Source organism: Arthrobacter sp. 05L428 (assembly GCF_056397665.1).
Map to the genome: position 1 here is coordinate 146,850 of NZ_JBFTNW010000005.1, position 19,604 is coordinate 166,453.

General features: G+C 68.3%; 17 protein-coding genes and 1 tRNA gene. All 18 read right to left on the reverse strand.

Going from position 1 to position 19,604, the window contains the following annotated elements; genetic code table 11:
• Positions 1-84: 84 nt before the first annotated feature.
• The 18 genes from AC1DH3_RS11515 to AC1DH3_RS11600 all read right to left on the reverse strand — a co-directional run bounded on the left by AC1DH3_RS11515 (position 85) and on the right by AC1DH3_RS11600 (position 19,466).
• Positions 85-158: transfer RNA gene (locus AC1DH3_RS11515), tRNA-Leu, on the reverse strand.
• Positions 159-189: 31 nt separating this feature from the next.
• Positions 190-1,167, reverse strand: coding sequence for an N-acetyltransferase (locus tag AC1DH3_RS11520; protein ID WP_441418499.1), 978 nt, complete (start codon positions 1,165-1,167; stop codon positions 190-192).
• 135 nt (positions 1,168-1,302) lie between these two features.
• Entirely contained in the window at positions 1,303-2,757 is a 1,455-nt protein-coding gene (locus tag AC1DH3_RS11525; protein WP_476909366.1) for an NAD(P)/FAD-dependent oxidoreductase, read from the reverse strand.
• 38 nt (positions 2,758-2,795) lie between these two features.
• Entirely contained in the window at positions 2,796-4,211 is a 1,416-nt protein-coding gene (locus tag AC1DH3_RS11530) for a S8 family serine peptidase (protein ID WP_476909367.1), read from the reverse strand.
• 120 nt (positions 4,212-4,331) lie between these two features.
• Entirely contained in the window at positions 4,332-5,282 is a 951-nt protein-coding gene (locus tag AC1DH3_RS11535) for a Ppx/GppA phosphatase family protein (RefSeq protein WP_441418502.1), read from the reverse strand.
• Entirely contained in the window at positions 5,279-5,971 is a 693-nt protein-coding gene (locus AC1DH3_RS11540) for a DUF501 domain-containing protein (RefSeq protein ID WP_476909390.1), read from the reverse strand. The genes AC1DH3_RS11535 and AC1DH3_RS11540 overlap by 4 nt, the downstream gene beginning before the upstream one ends.
• A 123-nt stretch (positions 5,972-6,094) precedes the next feature.
• Entirely contained in the window at positions 6,095-6,844 is a 750-nt protein-coding gene (locus tag AC1DH3_RS11545) for an FtsB family cell division protein (RefSeq protein ID WP_476909368.1), read from the reverse strand.
• Between the two features lie 122 nt (positions 6,845-6,966).
• Complete coding sequence (gene eno / locus AC1DH3_RS11550) at positions 6,967-8,247, reverse strand: phosphopyruvate hydratase (RefSeq protein ID WP_441418504.1); 1,281 nt, start codon at positions 8,245-8,247, stop codon at positions 6,967-6,969.
• Positions 8,248-8,375: 128 nt separating this feature from the next.
• Positions 8,376-9,053, reverse strand: a complete 678-nt coding sequence (locus AC1DH3_RS11555) for a MazG nucleotide pyrophosphohydrolase domain-containing protein (RefSeq protein WP_441418571.1) — start codon at positions 9,051-9,053, stop codon at positions 8,376-8,378.
• A gap of 76 nt (positions 9,054-9,129) precedes the next feature.
• On the reverse strand, positions 9,130-10,311 hold the full coding sequence (locus AC1DH3_RS11560; RefSeq protein WP_476909369.1) for an adenosine deaminase: 1,182 nt from the start codon (positions 10,309-10,311) through the stop codon (positions 9,130-9,132).
• A gap of 32 nt (positions 10,312-10,343) precedes the next feature.
• Positions 10,344-11,060: a DedA family protein gene (locus AC1DH3_RS11565; RefSeq protein ID WP_441418506.1), complete on the reverse strand. Its 717-nt coding sequence runs from the start codon at positions 11,058-11,060 to the stop codon at positions 10,344-10,346.
• Between the two features lie 182 nt (positions 11,061-11,242).
• Complete coding sequence (locus AC1DH3_RS11570) at positions 11,243-11,893, reverse strand: DedA family protein (RefSeq protein WP_476893264.1); 651 nt, start codon at positions 11,891-11,893, stop codon at positions 11,243-11,245.
• A gap of 151 nt (positions 11,894-12,044) precedes the next feature.
• A complete protein-coding gene (locus AC1DH3_RS11575; RefSeq protein WP_476909370.1) occupies positions 12,045-13,379 on the reverse strand; it encodes a thymidine phosphorylase in 1,335 nt (444 codons plus the stop codon).
• On the reverse strand, positions 13,376-13,819 hold the full coding sequence (locus AC1DH3_RS11580; protein ID WP_441418509.1) for a cytidine deaminase: 444 nt from the start codon (positions 13,817-13,819) through the stop codon (positions 13,376-13,378). Before AC1DH3_RS11580 ends, AC1DH3_RS11575 begins: the two co-directional genes overlap by 4 nt.
• A 2-nt stretch (positions 13,820-13,821) precedes the next feature.
• On the reverse strand, positions 13,822-15,159 hold the full coding sequence (locus AC1DH3_RS11585) for an ABC transporter permease (protein ID WP_441418510.1): 1,338 nt from the start codon (positions 15,157-15,159) through the stop codon (positions 13,822-13,824).
• A complete protein-coding gene (locus AC1DH3_RS11590; protein WP_441418511.1) occupies positions 15,156-16,580 on the reverse strand; it encodes an ABC transporter permease in 1,425 nt (474 codons plus the stop codon). Before AC1DH3_RS11590 ends, AC1DH3_RS11585 begins: the two co-directional genes overlap by 4 nt.
• Positions 16,573-18,186, reverse strand: coding sequence for an ABC transporter ATP-binding protein (locus AC1DH3_RS11595; RefSeq protein ID WP_476909371.1), 1,614 nt, complete (start codon positions 18,184-18,186; stop codon positions 16,573-16,575). The genes AC1DH3_RS11590 and AC1DH3_RS11595 overlap by 8 nt, the downstream gene beginning before the upstream one ends.
• Before the next feature lie 170 nt (positions 18,187-18,356).
• Positions 18,357-19,466 (reverse strand): BMP family lipoprotein, encoded by a 1,110-nt coding sequence (locus AC1DH3_RS11600; RefSeq protein WP_441418512.1) that lies wholly within the window; start codon positions 19,464-19,466, stop codon positions 18,357-18,359.
• Between the last annotated feature and the right edge of the window lie 138 nt (positions 19,467-19,604).

A 19,604-nucleotide genomic window follows, 5' to 3' on the forward strand; every position in this document is an offset into this window, starting at 1 on the left:
CCAGCGCCCACCACCCCCGGCGCCCTGAAGCGCCTGCCGGGGCCGCGGGCAGCAATTGTGGCGCGCAGTGCGGCATTTATGAAGTGCCCCAGGTGGGACTCGAACCCACAACACGCGGATTTTAAGTCCGCTGCCTCTGCCAATTGGGCTACTGGGGCGCCCGGTCAATGGTATCCCGGCAACGGCTCCCTACGACGCGGCCGGCACCCCGTCGAAGGGCTCGGCGTAGCGGAACGTCCCGCTGACCCCGCCGGGCCAAAGCGCCAGCGGCAGCAGCTGGAAATGGTCGCCCCAGGACGGATCCGGCGCCTGCACGCCGAGCGAGGTGGAAGGCACGAAGCCAAACCTGGCGTAATACTCCGGGCTGCCGAGCAACGCAATGCCCCGCTCCCCCGCGGCATTCGCACGGTCGATGGTTTCCTTCATCAGCGCCGATCCGATTCCGTGCCGCTGCAGCCGCGGCACCACCCCGATCGGGCCCAGCCCCAGCAGCTCCAGCTCCCCCGCCCTGCCCCGGGTGCTGATGACATGGCCCACGATCTCACCATCCAGCTCGGCGACAATGCTGAAGTCCGGCAGGTACTCCCCGCAATCGAAGAGCCGCCGCAGCAGGTCCACTTCCTCCGGCTCCCCTTCAACCGGCAGGCCCGTGACCGGCGAGATGGAGAAGGCCGCTGCGGTGAGGGCCAGGAGCGCCGGCCGGTCCTCGGGCTGTTCGCCGCGCAGGACCAGCTTCGGCACCGGCAACTGCCCGCCGCCGTTCGCGCTGCGGCTGTCCGCGGAGAGCTCGTGGAGCACCTCGAGGGCGCGTTCGGCATCGGCCACCGGCACGAGCAGGTGGTCGTGGTGGAATCCGGCCAGCACGTTGCAGCTGATCTTGGCCTCGGTCAGGGCGGCACTGACGGCAGCAGTAAGTCCGATCGCTTCGAGCGAGGAATGCACCTGCAGGGTGATCCAGGCCGCCACGAAGTCGTACTTGAGGCCCAGGGCATCGGCGTCGGCCCGCGGCAGCACCACGGTCAAACCCTCGGCCTCCCGGACCGCGGCCGCAATGTGGCCGGCCAGCGGTTTGCCGTGCGGCCACAGCGCATAGACGTACTCGCCCTCGCGCACCACCGGCCGCATGGTCGCCAGCAAGGTGTTCAGGTCCTTCTCAGCGGGAGTCATGGGCCCAGTCTAGGCAGGTCGGCCCGTCCCACGGCCAATCCGACCGGCAATCCAGGCGGTGCCGGCGGCGGCACCAACGACGACGGCGGCCGCTCCCCCGAAGGGGAACGGCCGCCGTCGTCGGCTTGCTGCCGGCTACTTGGAGTTGGCCGGGGCAGCTTCCTTCGCAGGCGCTTCGGCCGGCTTATCGGCGGCCGGAGCCGGAGCAGCCGCCGGCTTCGGAGCCGGCGTCGCCGCGGCCACGAAGGCCCCGCGCGGGTTGTCCAGGTCCATCAGCTGGGTGGTGTCGCGGCCCAGGAAGAGCTGCCAGAACCAACCGGAGATCACGCGGATCTTGCGCTCGACCGTCGGCATGGCCAGGCCGTGGTAGCCGCGGTGTGCGAGCCAGGCCAGCGGGCCCTTGAGGCCGATGCGGCCGACGAGGTTGATGTTGGCAACGCCCTTCCATTCGCCGAAGCCGGCTACGGCGCCCAGGTTCTTGTGCTTGTAGTCCTTGAGCTCCTTGTCCCAGCGGGAGGCCCACAGGTTCTTGGCAAGCCGCTTGGCCTGGCGCAGCGCGTGCTGGGCGTTCGGGACGCAGGTGCCGTCCGGCAGGCCGCTGCCGGTGAGGTCCGGCACGGCCGCGATGTCGCCGGCGGCCCAGGCATTTTCGATGATGCCTTCGTCGCCGGAGACGCGCAGGTCCGGGAGAACACGGACACGGCCGCGGGGTTCCAGCGGGAAGTCGGTGGAGCGGACCATCGGGTTGGCCTGCACGCCGGCAGTCCAAACCAGGGTGTCGGATTCGAATTCCTGGGCAGGGGTCTTGTCCGGCAGGTTGATGAGCTTCAGGGAGCCCTCGGCGTTGTCCAGCGAGGTGTTGAGCAGCACCTCGATGCCGCGGCTGCGCAGGTGCTCGACGACCCACTCGGCCTGCTTGGCCGTGACCTCGGGCATGATGCGGCCCATGGCCTCGACCAGGACGAAGCGGACTTCCTCCTGCTTGATGCGCGGGTTCTTCCTGACCGCGGCGCGGGCCAGGTCTTCCATTTCGGTGATGCACTCGATGCCGGCGAAGCCGCCACCGACGACGACGAACGTCAGGGCGCGGGCGCGCTCGGCCGGGTCGGTCATCAGCGAGCCGGTTTCGATGCGCTCCAGGACACCGTTGCGCAGGGCGACGGCTTCCTCGATCGTCTTCAGGCCGATGCCCTTGTCCGCGAGGCCCTTGATCGGGAACGTGCGGGTGATCGCGCCGGCGGCCAGCACGACGTCGAAGTAGGGGATCTCGAAGTTCTCGCCGCCGTCAGCCGGCGCCACCACGGCCGTACGGTTGGCGTGATCGATCGAGGTGACGCGGCCCTGGATCAGTTCGGTCTGCTTGAGGTGCTTGCGGTGCGAGACGACGGCGTGACGCGCCTCGATGTTTCCGCCGGCCACTTCCGGCAGGAAGGGCTGGTAAGTCATGTAGGGCAGCGGATCAACGACGGTGACGATGCCACCGGCATTCGCGATCTTTTTCTGCAGTTTGAGGGCTACGTACAGGCCGACGTACCCGCCGCCGACGACGAGTACCCTGGGACGGTCCTGGAGCTGAGGGGTGGATGCCATGGATCAAGAATACCGTAGTTTGTGAAAAACTTCACTAACTACTGCGGGGCCTGGTCTTGCACCGAATCCGGCGCCGCTGCCCCCGGGTCGCGGGGGCCCGCGGCGGTGCCTGGGTCGGTGCCCGGCACGGGTGCGGTGCCGGGCCCGCGGAGGGCACGGCGCAGCTGGATGGCGGCCCCGGCGATGATGCAGACGAAGAGCCCGCCGAAGCCGAGGACCACCATTGCCGGGACGGCGCTGTCGGCCGGCGACGGGGCCTCCGCGACGGGAAGGGTGGCTTCGGGCAGGGTCGGCGCCGCACTCGAGGGGCTGGGTGCGGCGGCCGGGGCGGGACTCACCGGGTTTCCCCGCCGGTGCACACGGATCCAATCGGAGATCGAACCCAGCGGATTGAGGGTGGTTTCCGGCACATCGGCCTTCAGTGCAGCCTCGGCGTTCAGCACGCCGAAGCCGTACAGCGGGTCCTTGCCCGGCAGCCCGGCATCCTTCGCGGTGCTGACAATCCGGTTAATAACCTGGCTGGCGGACATCTCCGGCCATTTCGAGCGGATCAGGGCAGCGACGCCGGCAACGATCGGGGTTGCGCCCGAAGTGCCCGCCCACTCGGCGTAGCCGCCGCCGGGCAGGCCGCCGACCAGGTCCTCGGCCGGTGCCGCCACGCCGATGCTGATGCCCTGGGACGAGGAGTCAATGCTGGCGACGCCCTTGCGGTTCAGGCCGGCCACCGTCAGCACGCCGGGGATGGTCGCCGGGGCGCCCACCTGGATGTTGCCGCCCACCCGGTTGCCGGCGGCGGCGACAATGACGACGTCCTTCTGCTCGGCGTAAAGGAACGCCGCGTCCCAGCTTTGCGGCCACTCCGGGGAGGTGCTGCCGAGCGAGATGTTGATGACCCGGGCGCCGTTGTCGACGGCCCAGCGGACCGCGGCGGGGATCTGGTCTTGGTCGCTCTTTCCGCCCGGGTTAGCGGATCCGAGCCAGGTGGAGACGGAGAGGATCTCGGCTTCGGGGGCGACGCCGACGATCCCGTCGGGGCCTACTCCGGCTGTGGCTGAGGGCCGGGCCGTGGATTTTGTCGACTTTGCCGGCTGGTGTCCGCGGCCCGCGAGCATGGTCGCCACCAGGGTGCCGTGCTCGGGTTTGGCGCCGATGCTTTTCCTGCCGTCCGCGGCTCCCGCCCCGGACACGTCCGTGCCCCCGGTCAGCACGCCCTTGAGGTCCGGATGTTTGCCGTCCACGCCGCTGTCGATGACGGCGATCTTAACGTTGGCGCCCTTCGAGACGGCCCAGGCCTTCTTGATGCCGGACTCGGCGAGCCAGTACTCCTTGTCGCGGGTGCTGTCCGCGTGTGCAGCGGGGGCAGCCGACAGCGCTCCCGCGACGCTGCCGCCGGCAAGGGCCAGGGCCATCAACGCGGAGGCGGTCCGGCGGCGCCGGGCTGTTGCTCTGGTCATTTCAGGTCCAATCGGCGGTGTGGCTGCGGCCGCGACCGTTCCGGGCGCGCGGCAGGGGTGGCGGCTGCTCCTGCCGGCGCTGCCGGACAGGGCCGGGAGTGGGTTGGTGCCGGCGCGGAGCTAGCTGATGCTCAGGGCAATACCGTCCAGAATATCGTGTTCGCTCGTCACGGCCGACGTGATGCGGCCCTCTGTGACGTCCGCCATGCGTTCGAGCACGCGCCGCCAGACAAGGCCGCCGGCGCCGATCACGTCCACCCGGCCCGGGTGCATGTAGGGCAGGGCGGCGCGGGCGTCCCGCGTCATTTCGAGCAGCGAGGTGCAGGCCTCCCGGGCAGTGTCCAAGCCAAGTTCGGTGCCGTGGATGGCGGCCGGCGAGTACTCGGTGAGCTTCAAGGCGTGGGCGGTGATTGTGGTCACTGACCCCGCGACGCCGACCACGGCGGTGGCGCGCTCCAGCGGCACCGTCAGCGCCGCGTGGCTGATGGCGGCGTCGACGTCGGCTTCCGCCGCGGCGATCTGTTCCGCCGTGGGCGGGTCGTCCTGCAAGTGCCGTTCGGTCATCCGGACGCAGCCCACATCGACCGATTTGGCGGCGATGACGCCGTCGGCGTCGCCCAGCACGAACTCCGTGCTGCCGCCGCCCAGGTCCACTACCAGCACCGGGTCCTTGCCCCGCGAGGGCAGCACGCTGCTGGCGCCGGCGAAGGACAGGGCGGCTTCTTCGTCGCCGCTGATCACCTCGGGTTCGACGCCGAGCAGTTCCCGGACCCCGTCGATGAAGACCTGGCGGTTCCGGGCGTCCCGGGTTGCGGATGTTGCCACGAAACGGACCTTCCCGGCGCCGTGGCGGCGGATCAGCTCGGCGTAGTCACGGGTGGCCTCGAGGGTGCGGTCCAGCGCGTCCTGGGCGAATTCGCCGGTGGCGTCGACGCCTTGGCCGAGCCTGACGACGCGCATCTCGCGCACGACGTCGGTCAGCTTCGGCAGGGTATCGCCGCCCGCGGCGACATCTGCGATGAGCAGGCGGATGGAGTTGGTGCCGCAGTCGATCGCGGCCACGCGGCTCACTGCCCGGCTCCGGCGGCGGTATCCGCGCCGTTCTCGTCATGCCCGGTGCGGGACTTCCGCACCGGGGCCGGCCGGCCGACGATTTCGGGCAGACCCTGCGGACCGTGCCGGCTCAGGTCCTGGGAAGGGGCCTCTCCGCCGGTGTCCCACGCGCCGTCGCAGTAGCAACGGTCCGGGGTCCACCACTCGCTGATGCCGGCTACGGCCTCGTCGCCGAGCGGGTTGACTCCGGGACCGGCAGCGAGCGAGTGGCCCACCAGGACATGCAGGCACTTCACGCGGGTGGGCATGCCGCCTGCGGAGATCCCGTCGATCTCCGGGACGGCCCCGATGCCGGACCGGGCGCCGATCTCGGCGCGGGACTGCAGGTACGCCTCATGCGCGGCACGGTAGTCCGCCGCCAGCGCCTCGTCGGCACCGAGCCGTTCGTTCATCTCATTCATCAACCCGGCCGCCTCCAGCCTGGACACGGCCGAGGTGATGACCGGATGGGTCAGGTAGAAGGTGGTGGGGAACGGCGTCCCGTTGCTCAGCCGCGGCGAGGTGGCCGCCACCAGCGGGTTGCCGCAGACGCAGCGGGCAGGGATCTCGACGACGTCGCGCACCGGCCGCCCCAATTGCCGGCTGAGCACGTCAAGGTCGCGGGCCGACGGCTGGCGGGAATCCCCCGTCGCTGGGGTCCCTTCCATGGGGGTCGCGTCGATGGGGTTCCCGGTCCGGGGATCGTCCGCTCGGTTCTCGTCCACTGGCGCGGCACCTTCCTGCCCTGTTGGAATTACCGGGTTGCGGTAATCCGGCGGCGGGCGCCGCTCCTAGTCTGTTGCCGACCGCCTGATGGAGTCCCAAAGGGAATCCACCCACGGCAGATTGGCCGGGTCTGTGGCTGTTCCTGCTGCGGCGCCGGAACCGGACGTTGCGGCAGGAAGATCGCTGCCGTAAACCCAGTAGCCGGTTTCGCCGGGCATAACCATGTTAATGCGATCACGGGCTTGCTGTTTCACGTAGTTCGGGTCCTGCCAGCGCGAGACCTCACGTTTGAGGTCCGTCTGCTTCGCCTGCTGGGCCGAAATTTCGGCCTCCAGGTCAGCTATTTCGGCGCGCTTTTCAAGGAAGATCCTGACCGTGGGCGCCAGCATGATCGTGATGGCGATCATCACGACGCCGAGTGCCAGCAGTCGTCCGGAGAAGGCCTTGGCCGGGACGGGATCGAGCCCGTCGGTTTGCCCGGTCTGTCCGGACTTCGTGCCGGCTCCGCTGCCCGCAGCCGGCGTGGCTGGCCCGGTCTCGCGTGCGCCGGTCTTTGCAGCTCCGGTCTTTGCAGCTCCCGTCCGGGCGGGCGCAGCGGCTCCGCCGACGGGGCCGGGTTTGCCGGTTCCCGGCGCTTCAGACGCCGGCCGTCCGGCGTCGTGGCCGGCTGTCCGGCCGGCGGGTTCGATGCCGTGCCGCGGGCTGCCGAAATCAGCCCTGATGACGTCGCCGCCGTCGGCTTCCCCCCGGCCGGAGGCCGGAGACTTCGGGGCCGCAGCAGCGGCCCGGGGAACCTTGGGACGGCGGGTTGCCATGTCACTCCTTCAAACAGGCCAAACGAACCGGCCAAAACAGGCCGCCAAAAAGAACGGGCCAAAACAGAACCGGTGGCCATGGTCTTTCCACCATAGCCACCGGTACCTGATTCTTGCGGGTACTAGCCCTTGAAACGCGGGAAGGCGCTGCGTCCGGCGTAGCGTGCGGCGTCGTCGAGTTCCTCTTCGATGCGCAGCAGCTGGTTGTACTTGGCGACGCGCTCGGAGCGGGCCGGGGCACCGGTCTTGATCTGGCCCGCGTTGGTGGCAACGGCGATGTCAGCGATGGTGGTGTCCTCGGTTTCGCCGGAGCGGTGCGAGGTGATGGTCGTGTAACCCGCGCGCTGGGCGAGGGATACGGCGTCGAGCGTCTCGGTCAGCGAACCGATCTGGTTGACCTTGACCAGCAGCGAGTTGGCGGTCTTCGAATCGATGCCGGTCTGGAGGCGCTCCGGGTTCGTGACGAACAGGTCATCGCCCACGATCTGGACCTTGTCGCCGATCGAGTCGGTGAGGGCCTTCCAGCCTTCCCAGTCGTTCTCGTCCAGCGGGTCCTCGATGGAGACCAGCGGGTAGTCCGCCACCAGCTCGGCGTAGTAGGCGCTCATCTCGGCGGAGCTGAGGGCCTTGCCTTCGAACTGGTACGCGCCGTCCTTGAAGAACTCGGAGGAGGCGACGTCGAGGGCCAGCGCGATGTCCTTGCCCGGGGTGTAGCCGGCGTTCTTGATGGCTTCCTGGATCAGGTCCAGGGCCGCGCGGTTGGACGGCAGGTTCGGGGCGAAGCCGCCCTCGTCACCCAGGCCGGTGGCCAGGCCCTTGGACTGCAGCACCGCCTTGAGCGCGTGGTAAACCTCGACGCCCCAGCGCAGGCCCTCGGAGAAGGTCTCGGCGCCGAGCGGGACAACCATGAACTCCTGGATGTCGACGTCGGAGTCGGCGTGCGAGCCGCCGTTGAGGATGTTCATCAGCGGCACCGGCAGGACGTGCGCGTTGGGCCCGCCCAGGTACTTGTAAAGCGGCAGGTCGGCCGAGGCGGCCGCGGCGTTGGCAACGGCGAGGGACACGCCCAGGATCGCGTTGGCACCGAGCTTGCCCTTGTTGGCCGTGCCGTCCAGGTCGATCATGGCCTGGTCGATGCTGCGCTGGTCGGTCGCGTCGAAGCCGATGAGGGCCGGGGCGATCTGGTCGATGACGGCGTCGACGGCCTTCTGGACGCCCTTGCCGAGGTAACGGCCCTTGTCGCCGTCGCGGAGTTCCACGGCCTCGTGTTCGCCGGTGGAGGCGCCGGAGGGAACTGCTGCGCGGCCGATCTGGCCGTCGGAGAGCAGGACTTCAACTTCTACGGTCGGGTTGCCGCGGGAATCGAGGATCTCGCGGGCGTGGATGGCATCGATAAGCGCCATGAATATGCTCCTTTGGGTGAAGCGATCTGCTGGGAATCTGACTGCTGGAAATCTAGCGGTGGATCAAGCTGGAAACCGACGTCCTCGTCGCCCCTAGCCTAGTCGAGAGTGGGATAAGTTACGGAAAGCTATCCAGTCCCCGGACTCGGTGCTCCCGCGCCGGTGCCGCCGGGCTCGCTGCCGGGCTGGCTCTCCTGGAAATGGCGGTTGACCGCGCGCAGGGCGCGTTCGGCGTCCAGGCCGTTGCGCCGGGCGGCCGCGACAATGCCGAACAGCAGCTCGCCTAGCTCCCGCTCGGTCGCCGGGGCGGGTGGTCCCGCGGCGGGTGCGGAGGCGGCGGCCTCCAAGGCGGGGGCCTCCATCGCGGGCGCCGGCTCCAACGCAGTCGGCAGTCCGGCCCGTTCGGCCCGGTCCTGGAGCTTCTGCGCCCGGGCCAGCGCCGGCAGCGCGGCCGGGACGCCGTCGAAGGCGTGGCCCCGGCCGGGCTTTTCGGTTTTCTTGACCGCATCCCACTTCAGCACGATCTCCTGGACCGTGGCCGGGAAGGAGTCCTGCAGGGAGCCGTCGGCGCGGAAGACGTGCGGATTGCGCCGGACCATCTTGTCCCGCAGGCCGCGGGCGACGTCGTCGAAGTCGAAGGCGCCGCGCTCCTCGGCGAGCCGGGCATGCAGCACCACCTGCAGCAGGACATCGCCTAGTTCCGCCCGCAGCTCGGCGTCGCCGCCGTCTGACTCGATGGTTTCAGCCACCTCATAGGCCTCCTCGAGGAGGTATTCCACGAGGGATTCGTGGCTGAGGGCGCCCATCCAGGGGCAGTGGACGCGCAGCTCGGCGATGGTTCGCAACAAATCCCTGAGCGGCGCGTCCACCGGGTTGGAGTCCTTAGCCAAGGTCGGCGTAGGCCTCGTTGATGTATTCGACCAGGGCTTCCTTCTCCTCCAGCGGCAGGAACGCGGCTTCGGCTGCGTTCAGGGTCAGCTCGAGCAGGTCGTCCAGGTCGTAGTCGAACGTCTCCACGAGCAGTTCGAACTCGTCGGTGAGGGTCACGCCGCTCATCAGCCGGTTGTCCGTGTTGATCGTGACGTTGAAGCCCAGCTGGTAGAGCATGTCCACCGGGTGGCTTTCGATGCCCTCGCCGAAGCCGGCAATGGCGCCGGTCTGCAGGTTGGAGGACGGGCAGATCTCCAGTGCGATGCCGCGGTCCCGGACCCAGCTGGCGAGCTCGCCGAGGGTTACCAGGCCGATGTTGTCGTCGACCTCGTCGCTGTCGGCGTTGATATCGGAGACATCGTCGGCGTCGGCGGCGTCGGCCTCTTCGAACTCGACGGTGACGTCCTCGGCGATCCGAACGCCGTGGCCCAGGCGCAGGGCCCGGCCGTCAACGAGTGCGGATTGGATACTCTCCAGGCCGGCGGCCTCGCCGGCGTGGATCGTGGCCGGGAAGTTGTGCTGGGCAAGGTAGGTGAAGGCGTCCTTGAAGCGGGAAGGCAGGAAGCCGTCCTCGGCGCCGGCGATGTCGAAGCCGACTGCACCCTTGTAGCGGTGCCGGACGGCCAGTTCGGCGATTTCCTGGCCGCGGTCGGCGTGGCGCATGGCGGTGATCAGCTGGCCGACCTGGATCTCGCGGCCGGTCTCGGCGACGGCGTCGACGCCTGCATTGAGGCCCGCCTGGACGGCCTCAACGACGTCGTCCAGCGACAGGCCCTGCTGCAGGTGCTGTTCCGGGGCCCAGCGCACTTCGCCGTACACGACGCCGTCGTCCGCGAGGTCTTCAACGAACTCCTTGGCGACGCGGAACAGGCCTTCCTTGGTCTGCATGACGGCGATGGTGTGGTCGAACGTCTCGAGGTAGCGGACCAGCGAACCGGAGTCGGCGGATTCGCGGAACCACTCCCCCAGCGCGACCGGGTCGGTGGAGGGCAGCGTGTGGCCGACCGCTTCGGCAAGTTCAATGATGGTGGCCGGACGCAGTCCGCCGTCCAGGTGGTCGTGAAGGGAAACCTTGGGAAGGCCCTTCAGGTCGAATTCGAGGTCAGGGGCAGCGTCAAGAATAGTCTCAGTCACGTTCCAACCATAGGGTCGGACGGCTCCCCGCGCTACTTGCGGGAAGCGTCGGTCTCCTTCGACCAGGCGGTCAGCGCCGGCTCGGACCCGGAAGCCGCGGCATCGTCCGCCGCGTCGGCCTCCGCGGCTTCCGGCTCGTCGTGCCGGCCCAGGCGCTTGTGCCACCAGCGCAGCAGGTGGTCAACGGCCACGCCGAGGACAATAGCGAAGACGACGGCGATCCCGGCGCTCAGGAGCGGGTTGTGGTGCAGCCAGGGGAAGGAACTGGCCAGAATGCCGATCCCGAGCGAGTAGATCACCCAGGTGACGCAGGCGAAGGCGTCCAGGAGGAAGAACCTGCGGTGCGGGAACCCGGTGGTGCCGGCGACGTAGTTGACGGCCACGCGGCCCCACGGGATGTACCGGGCGGTGAAGATCAGCACCGCGCCGCGCTTTTCCAGTTCGTAGCGGGCCCAGGCGAAGACCCGCTGGACCTTGGGCTTGCGCATCCAGCGGAACCGTTCGATCCCGATTTTGCGCCCCAGCAGGTAGGCCATGTTGTCGCCGGCGATGGCGCCGATGAGCGCCGTGAGGCCGAGAATCCACAGATTGGGCTGTCCGCTGTGCCGGGAGTACGCGGCGAGGGCGACAATCAGCGTCTCGCTGGGGACCACCATGGCGAAGCCGTCGACGAAGAAGAACACCAGCAGGAGGGGGTAGATCCACCACTGGCCTGCTGCATGGAGGACTGCCTCATTAATGAACTCCACGCGGGCTGTGCTCCTAGAAAACTGAAGGGGTGGGACGTACCCGGGACGGACATGAGATACAGCTGGGCGCACACGGCACGGACGTGACGTGAATCGCACCTAAGTGTCCCACGGGCCGGGCGTCCTGCGCTACGCACCGCAGCGATGTTTCCGGCCGTGGCGCGGGCGTTCCCGGCACGGTCCTAGCCGTCGGCCGGCGGCGCGGGCCGGTCCGGGTCGTCCGGGACCAGCTCCCCCGGCGCACGGCCGCGAAGCCTGCTCAGGGTGAGGTCGACGGCGATGCCGAGGATGATCGCGCAGATGATCGCGATGGTGGCGCCGAGCAGGTGGTTGTCTTCGAACCATTGCCCGAAGAAAAGGCCGATTCCCACCGAATAGCCGGACCACAGCATCGCGGAAAGCACCGTCAGGGCCACAAAACGGGATTGCGCATAGTTGGTGGCGCCGGCGGTCAGGTTGACGGCCACCCGGCCGATCGGGACAAACCGGGCGACCATGATCAGCGACGCGGGCCGCTTCCGGAGCTCGCCGCCGGCCCAGAGGAAGGCCCGCTGCGCCCGGTATCCGCGCATCCACGCCCAGCGTCCGGTCCCGGTGGCCCGCCCGATCAGGTAGGCGATGTTGTCCCCGGAGAACGCCCCGGCGGCGGCCACGGCCACCAGCAGAAGCGGGTTGGGCACCTCGGCCGCCGCGGCGACGGCGGCCAGGCCCACCACCACCGATTCGCTGGGAACCGGGGGAAAGAACCCGTCGATCAGGCAGCACGCGAACACGAGGAACAGGACCCAGGGTTGGCCTGCGGCGGCCAGGATGAAGTCGTTGATTGCCTGCACGGTTTCCTAACGCACGGCGGTGCCCGGTTTCTCCCGGAATACTGTGGTGCCAGTGTACTGCCGGACCCGGCGCCGTTGCCCTATCACTTGGGGCTGCCAACCCCCGGGGGTTGGGGACCAGGAGTGATAGGGCAAGGCGGCAGCCGGAGCCTCAGGCGATGCGGTCGATGATGAGTTGCTGGGCCGGGTGGGAGCCCTCGGGGGCGATCACGGCGGCGTGCTCGAGCGCTTCCTTGGCACGTTCGAACTTCTCCGGGGTGTCCGTCAGCAGGGTCATCAGCGGCTCGCCGGCGCGGACCGTGGCGCCCGGCTTGGCGTGCATCCGCACCCCGGCGCCGGCCTGGACCTGGTCCTCCTTGCGGGCGCGGCCGGCGCCGAGGCGCCAGGCTGCGACGCCAACGGCCATGGCGTCGAGTTCCACCAGCACGCCGTCGGCCGGCGCGTAGATGGTCTCGGATTCCTTGGCCACCGGCAGTTTGGCGCGCGGATCGCCGCCCTGGGCCTCGATCATCCGGTTCCAGACGTCCATGGCGCGGCCGTCCCGGAGCGCGGCGCGCGGATCGGCGTCGTGGACGCCGGCGCAGGCCAGCATCTCCTCGGCCAGCCGGACGGTGAGTTCGACGACGTCTTCGGGGCCTCCGCCGGCGAGGACCTCCACGGATTCCTCGACCTCGATCGCGTTGCCCGCGGTGAGGCCCAGGGGCGTGTTCATGTTGGTCAGCAGCGCCACCGTGTTGACCCCGGCGTCCTTGCCCAGCGCAACCATGGTCTCGGCCAGCTCGCGGGCACGCGCCTCGTCCTTCATGAACGCGCCGCTGCCCACCTTGACGTCCAGGACCAGCGATCCGGTGCCTTCGGCGATCTTCTTGCTCATGATCGAGGAGGCGATCAGCGGGATGGCCTCGACCGTGCCGGTGACGTCACGCAGGGCGTAGAGCTTCTTGTCCGCCGGGGCCAGGCCGGCGCCGGCGGCGCAGATGACGGCCCCCACGTCCTGCAGCTGGGCCAGCATCTCCTCGTTGCTCAGCGCCGCGCGCCAGCCGGGGATGGACTCGAGCTTGTCCAGGGTGCCGCCCGTGTGGCCGAGGCCGCGGCCGGAGAGCTGCGGAACGGCGACGCCGAACACGGCCACGAGGGGTGCCAGCGGAAGGGTGATCTTGTCCCCCACCCCGCCGGTGGAGTGCTTGTCAGAGGTGGCTTTCACGCCGCCGTCGGGCCGGCGCAGACTGGAGAAGTCCATCCGCTCGCCGGAGGCGATCATCGCCGCGGTCCAGCGGGAAATCTCCGCGCGGTCCATTCCGTTGAGCAGGATGGCCATGTTCAGCGCGGCCATCTGCTCATCGGCGATGGCGCCGCGTGTGTAGGCGTCGATCGTCCAGTCGATCTGGGCGGCGCTGAGCACGCCCTTGTCGCGCTTGATGCGGATGATGTCGACGGCGTCGAAGGCTTCAGTGCCGCTGGCAGTGGTGCTGGTGGTCTGTGTCACCGGGTTTCCTCCAGGTGTTGGGGGCCAAATGCGTCGGGAAGCACCTGGTCCATCGTCTTGATGCCCTGTGTGGTCATGAGTTCCATGTCCGGGGCCCGGAATTCGTAGAGCAGCTGCCGGCAGCGCCCGCACGGCATCAGCACGTTGCCGTCCGCGTCCACGCAGTAGAAGGCGCGCAGCAGGCCGCCGCCGCTCATGTGCAGGTTGCCGACCAGCGTGCACTCGGCGCACAGCGTGAGCCCGTAGCTGGCGTTTTCGACGTTGCAGCCGCTGACGATCCGGCCGTCCGCGGTGAGGGCCGCTGCCCCCACCGCGAACTTCGAATACGGCGCATAGGCGTTCTTCATCGCCGCGACCGCGGCGGCCTCGAGGGCTGCCCAGTCCACGCCGGCGGCCGGGACCGCTGCCGGGCTGCCGTTCCCGCTAATGTGATCAGCCATGGTCAGCCCTTCACGTACGGGATGCCGCTGGCCGCCGGCGGCCGGGAGCGTCCGACGAGCCCGGCCACGGCGAGCACCGTCACGAGGTACGGCAGCATCGCCATGAACTGGCTCGGAACCGGGGTGCCGATGATCGTCACGATGCTTTGCAGGTTGTCGGCGAAGCCGAACAGCAGCGCCGCGAAGAAGGCGCCGATCGGGTTCCAACGGCCGAAGATCAGTGCGGCCAGGGCGATGAAGCCGCGTCCGCCGGAGATTTCCTTGGTGAAGCTGTCGATCGCCACGAGGGTGAAGAAGGAACCGCCGATGCCGGCGATGGCGCCGCCGAGGGTGACGTTCCAGAAGCGGGTGGCGTTGACCTTGATGCCCATGGTGTCGGCTGCCTGCGGGTGTTCGCCGACGGCGCGGACGCGCAGGCCCCACTTGGTCTTGAACAGCCCTACCCAGACCACGATCACGGCGATGTACATCAGGTAGCCGATCAAGGACTGCTTGAACAGGATCGGGCCGATCAGCGGGATGTCGCCCAAAACCGGGATGGTGATCGGATCCAGGTGCGCGGGAGAGTTGAACTTCTCCTTGTCCGCCTGCATGACCGTGCTGAACAGGAAGCCGGTGACGCCGGAGACGAGGACGTTGAGCACGACGCCGACGATGATCTGGTTGACCACGTACTTGATGCTGAACAGGGCCAGGATCATGGAGACGAGGGCCCCGGCGATGGCCGCCGCGAGCAGGCCCAGGAAGGGGTTGTGCGTCAGGGTGGCGATGATCGCGGCCGTGAAGGCGCCGCCCAGGAGCTGGCCTTCGATCGCGATGTTCACGACGCCGACGCGTTCGCAGAGCACGCCGGACAGGGAGCCGAAGACCAGCGGCACGGCCAGGGTCACGGACCCTGCGATCAGCCCGGCGAGGGAAATGCTGGTGGTGCGGGCCCCGCCGACCACCCAGATCAGGAACGCGGCGACAAACAGCGCGATGAAGGCGATCGTGACCCAGCCCGGGACCTTGCGGTTCCGGGTCTTGAGGAACACGGCATAGCCGGCCAGCGCCAGCATGATCACCGAGAGAACGATGCCGCCGAGGAAGGCCTGAACCTCCAGGGCCGGCAGCTGGAAGAAGTCGCTCCCGGTGGAGATTCCGAACTTGGCGGTCTGGTGCGGCCCCATCAGTCCGAAGAAGACGAACGCCACGATGGCCAGCACCAGCAGGGTGACCGGGAGCTTCCAGGTCACGGGCTTGGCGGTCACGGCCGTGTGGTGGTGCTTGGCCGCGGGAGCTCCGTCCAGGGGTGCAGGCTGCGGCTTCCCCGGCTGGGGCGACGTTGCTGTTGTGCTCATGCTGCTACTCCGGTGGTTGCTGCCGTCTTGGACTTGTTGGCCTTGACGGCCTTCTTCTTGCGCGGGTTCAGGCCGAACACCGCCCGCACCAGCGGCGGGGCGGCGATGAAGAGCACGATCAGCGACTGGACCACCAGCACGATGTCGATCGGGGTTCCGGTCTGGATCTGCATCTGGACGGCGCCGGCGCGGAAGGCGCCGAAGAGCAGGCCTGCGGCGAAGGTGCCCCACGGCGTCGAGCGTCCCAGCAGCGCAACCGTGATGGCGTCAAAGCCGTAGGTGGCCGCGACGCCGTCGGTGAGGACCTTTTCGGTGCCGGCCACCTGGGCGACGCCGGACATGCCGGCGAGGGCGCCCGCGATGGCCATCACCAGGATGGTGGCGCGCGGGACGTTGATGCCGGCGGTCAGGGCGGCCTTCGGGTTGGCGCCGACGGCCCGGAATTCGAAGCCGATCGTGGAGCGGTTCAGCACCCACCAGACGAAGACGGTCGCCGCGATGGCCAGGATGAAGCCCAGGTGCAGCCGGTACTGGGTGCCCAAAATCTGCGGGTAGACGGCGCTGGGGTCCAGGATCGGGGAAATCGGGTTGGTCTCGCCCGGCCGCTGGAACGCGGGGGTGTTGAGCAGGTAGCGCAGGAAGTACAGCGCGATGTAGTTGAACATGATCGTCAGGATCACCTCGTGGGCGCCGGTGCGGGCCTTGAGGAAGCCGACCAGGCCGGCCCAGAGGGCGCCGCCGAGGATGCCGGCCACGAGGACCAGCAGCAGGTGCAGGCCCATCGGCAGGTGCAGGGCGAAGCCGACCCACGAGGCGAGGATGCCGGCCATGATGATCTGGCCCTGAGCACCGATGTTGAAGAGTCCGGCGCGGAAGGCCAGGGCGACGCCGAGGCCGGCGGTGATCAGCGGGGTGGCGATGGTGAGGGTTTCCATCAGCGGGGCGAACTGCCCGGCCGCGCCGGTGCCGCGGGGGTTGAACACGGAGCCCTGGAAGAGCGCCACGTAGGAGCGGGTAGCGGCGGACCAGACGGCGGAGAAGAAGTCGCTGGGCCGGGCGAAGAGGTAGCCCGCGCTCGCGCTGACGGCCTTGTCCGTGCTGGCGATCAGCAGGCCGCCGAGGATCAGCGCGAGCAGCACGGCCAGCACGGAGACCATGCCGCTTCCGGTGAAGATTTTGCGCATGAGCGAGTCGGGGCCGCCGGGGACGATGCCGCTCTGGCCCGAGACCGGGACGGCCGAGGGGCGCATCGCCCCGCCAGCGGTGTCCAGCGAGGTGGCGGTGGTGGCGTCCGTGGCGTCGGTGGTTTCGGCGGTTTCGACGTCGGGGGTGTTCGGCGTCGCGGTTGGCTGGGCTGCGGTTCCCGCGGTTTTCGCCGGATCGGATTCAGCCGCGTGGCGTGGCCGGTTGGTTTCAGTCATGGTGCTCTCCTACGGCGCCGGAGGTGGACTCCTGTGCGGGCTGGGCGGCGGCGGCCGGGGCGGCGGCTGCGGTTGCCGGGGTCTTGGTGCCGTCGGCGTGGGCCTCGTCGGGCGACAGGCCGGCCATCATGAGGCCCAGGACGTCACGTCCGGTGCCGGCCGGGACGATGCCCACCAGCCTGCCCTTGTAAAGCACAGCGATCCGGTCCGCCAGCTCGATCACTTCGTCGAGTTCGGTGGAGACGATCATCACGGGGGTGCCGTGGTCGCGTTCCGCTACGATCCGCTTGTGCAGGAACTCGATGGAGCCGACGTCGACGCCGCGGGTCGGCTGGGACGCGATAAAGAGGCGCAGCGGGCGCGACAGCTCGCGAGCCATGACCACCTTCTGCTGGTTGCCGCCGGACAGGGTGCCCGCGGCGAGCGAGCCGGACGGGGTGCGCACGTCGAACTCGTCGATCCGGGTCTTCGCGTTTTCCAGCACCTTCGCCGGGCTCATGCTGATGCCCTTCGCGAACGGTTCCTGGTCGTAGCGGTCCAGGATCAGGTTCTCGGCGATCGAGAACGTTCCGATCAGACCGTCCACCGAGCGGTCCTCGGGCACGAAGCCGACGCCGGCCTTCAGCACGTCCTTGACGCTGCGGCCCACCAACTCCTCGCCGTCGAGCAGGATGGAGCCGTGGACCCGGTCCTGCAGGCCGAGGATCGCCTCGGTCAGCTCGGTCTGCCCGTTGCCCTGCACGCCGGCGACGGCCAGGATCTCGCCGCGGGCAATGTCGAAGCTGATCCCGTCCACGACGTGCTGGCCGCTCGGTGCGATCACGGTGAGGTCCTTGACCTGGAACGTGGTCTCCTGCGGCCGGGCCGGGGCCTTGTCCAGGGTCAGGTTGACTGCCCGGCCCACCATCATGGAGGCGAGTTCCGTCGTCGAGGCCGTGGGGCTGGCCGTGCCGACGACCTTGCCGCGCCGGATCACCGTGATGGTGTCCGAGACGGCCTTGACCTCGCGCAGCTTGTGCGAGATGAAGACGATCGAGGTTCCGTGGCTCTTGAGCTGGCGCATGATGTCCAGCAGCTCGTCGGTGTCCTGCGGGGTCAGCACGGCGGTGGGCTCGTCGAGGATGAGCACCTTGGCGTCGCGGACCAGGGCCTTGATGATCTCCACGCGCTGCTGGACGCCGACCGGCAGGTCCTCGATCAGGGCGTCGGGGTCGACGTCGAAGCCGTACCGGTCGGAGATCTCCTGGATCTTCCGGCGGGTGTCATCGAGATTGAGGAAGCCGCCGGCCTTGGTGGTTTCCGCCCCGAGGGCCACGTTTTCGGCGACCGTGAAGACCGGGACCAGCATGAAGTGTTGGTGCACCATGCCGATGCCTGCCGCCATCGCGTCCCCCGGGCCGCGGAAGCTGACGGGTTTGTCGTCGATGAGGATTTCGCCGTCGGTGGGTTCGTAGAGCCCGTAGAGGACGTTCATCAGCGTGGACTTGCCGGCGCCGTTCTCGCCGAGCAGACAGTGGATCTGCCCGGGTTCAACGACCACGTCAATGTGGTCGTTGGCTACCAGGGAGCCGAAGCGTTTGGTGATCCCCTTGAGTTCAAGTTTCAAAACTCTGACCAATCTCGAAGTGTGTCCGGGTCACGACCGGACGGGGTGATGGGGCTGCAGAACCAGCCTAGTGCCTGCCGCCAGCGCTGCGGCCAAGAGTAGCCGCAACGAAAAGCGCCACAGCCCGTGCGGTCTGGGACCGTCCGGGCCGTGGCGCTTAGCGGCGGAAGTTACGCCTTCGGGCTGGCTGCGGACTCAACCTTCAGCTTGCCGTCGGCGATGTCCTTCTTGATCTGGTCCAGCTCGGACTTCAGTTCGGCCGGAACCTGGGAGTCCAGGTCGTGGAACGGAGCCAGCTGGACGCCGTCGTTCGCGAGGGTGCCGACGTAAGGCGTGTTGGTGAACTTGCCTTCCGTGTCTTCCTTCACGACGGTCTCAACGGCCTCGCCCATCTGCTTCATCACGGAGGAGAGCATGATGTCCTTGTAATCCGGGGCGGTCAGGAAGCCGTCGGAGTCAACCCAGATGAGCTTGACGTCCTTGCCTGCTGCCTTGGCTTCCTTCAGCGCTGCGCCTGCACCCTTGCCGACCGGACCCGCGACGGGCATGACAATGTCCGCACCCTGGTCCAGGAAGTTCTGGGTGAACTGCTTGCCCTTGTCCTGCTTCTCGAAGTCGCCGGTGAAGGAGCCGTCCTGCTTGGCCTTGTCCCAGCCAAGAACCTTGACGTTCTTGCCCTTCTTCTCGTTGTAGTACTTCACGCCGTCGGCGTAGCCGTCCATGAAGATGGTGACGGTGGGGATCTTGATGCCGCCGAAGGTCGCGACGGTACCGGTCTTGGTGGTGCCCGCGGCGAGGTAGCCGGCCAGGAAGGCAGCCTGGGCCGTGTCATAGATGATCGGCTTGACGTTGGCGATCGGCTTGTCGTAGCCGAAGTCGATGATCGCGAAGTGCTTGTCCGGGTTCGCCGTGGCCTGGGCCTTGGTGGCGTCGCCGAGCAGGAAGCCGACCGTGATGGTCAGGTTGCAGCCGGCAGTGACCATGGCGCGCAGGTTCGGCTCGAAGTCGTTGTTGGTCTTCGACTCGACCTGGTTGACCTTGATGCCGAGATCCTTCTCGGTCTTCTTCAGGCCCTCGTAGGAGGACTGGTTGAACGACTGGTCGTCGAATCCGCCGGAGTCGGACACGATGCAGCCGGTGTAGTTGCTGGCGCTTGCGCTGGCGGTGCTGCTGGCGGTCGGGGCAGCCCCGCAACCGGTGAGCAGCAAAGCGGCCGCACCTGCGGTGGCGACGCCGGCCATTGAACCGCGCTTGAAAGTTGCGCGCAGTGAGTTCGTCAAAGTTCCTCCAGGAAGAAAGAGATAGGCGCTACGACGGGAGTTCAATGAGTGTCTGCTTCCGGTTTTCCCCCGAAACACTGTTGTCACTGACGGATTCGCAGCACTGCGCCGAGGCGCACTGATGCAAGTTACTTTAGT

Excerpts from the sequence above, each read along its gene's own strand:
- AC1DH3_RS11525 (WP_476909366.1), bottom strand. The coding sequence starts at position 2,757 with ATGGCATCCACCCCTCAGCTCCAGGACCGTCCCAGGGTACTCGTCGTC.
- AC1DH3_RS11585 (WP_441418510.1), bottom strand. The coding sequence starts at position 15,159 with ATGAGCACAACAGCAACGTCGCCCCAGCCGGGGAAGCCGCAGCCTGCA.
- AC1DH3_RS11540 (WP_476909390.1), bottom strand. The coding sequence starts at position 5,971 with ATGGAAGGGACCCCAGCGACGGGGGATTCCCGCCAGCCGTCGGCCCGC.
- AC1DH3_RS11555 (WP_441418571.1), bottom strand. The coding sequence starts at position 9,053 with ATGGGCGCCCTCAGCCACGAATCCCTCGTGGAATACCTCCTCGAGGAG.
- AC1DH3_RS11545 (WP_476909368.1), bottom strand. The coding sequence starts at position 6,844 with ATGGCAACCCGCCGTCCCAAGGTTCCCCGGGCCGCTGCTGCGGCCCCG.
- AC1DH3_RS11520 (WP_441418499.1), bottom strand. The coding sequence starts at position 1,167 with ATGACTCCCGCTGAGAAGGACCTGAACACCTTGCTGGCGACCATGCGG.
- eno (WP_441418504.1), bottom strand. The coding sequence starts at position 8,247 with ATGGCGCTTATCGATGCCATCCACGCCCGCGAGATCCTCGATTCCCGC.
- AC1DH3_RS11590 (WP_441418511.1), bottom strand. The coding sequence starts at position 16,580 with ATGACTGAAACCAACCGGCCACGCCACGCGGCTGAATCCGATCCGGCG.
- AC1DH3_RS11530 (WP_476909367.1), bottom strand. The coding sequence starts at position 4,211 with ATGACCAGAGCAACAGCCCGGCGCCGCCGGACCGCCTCCGCGTTGATG.
- AC1DH3_RS11580 (WP_441418509.1), bottom strand. The coding sequence starts at position 13,819 with ATGGCTGATCACATTAGCGGGAACGGCAGCCCGGCAGCGGTCCCGGCC.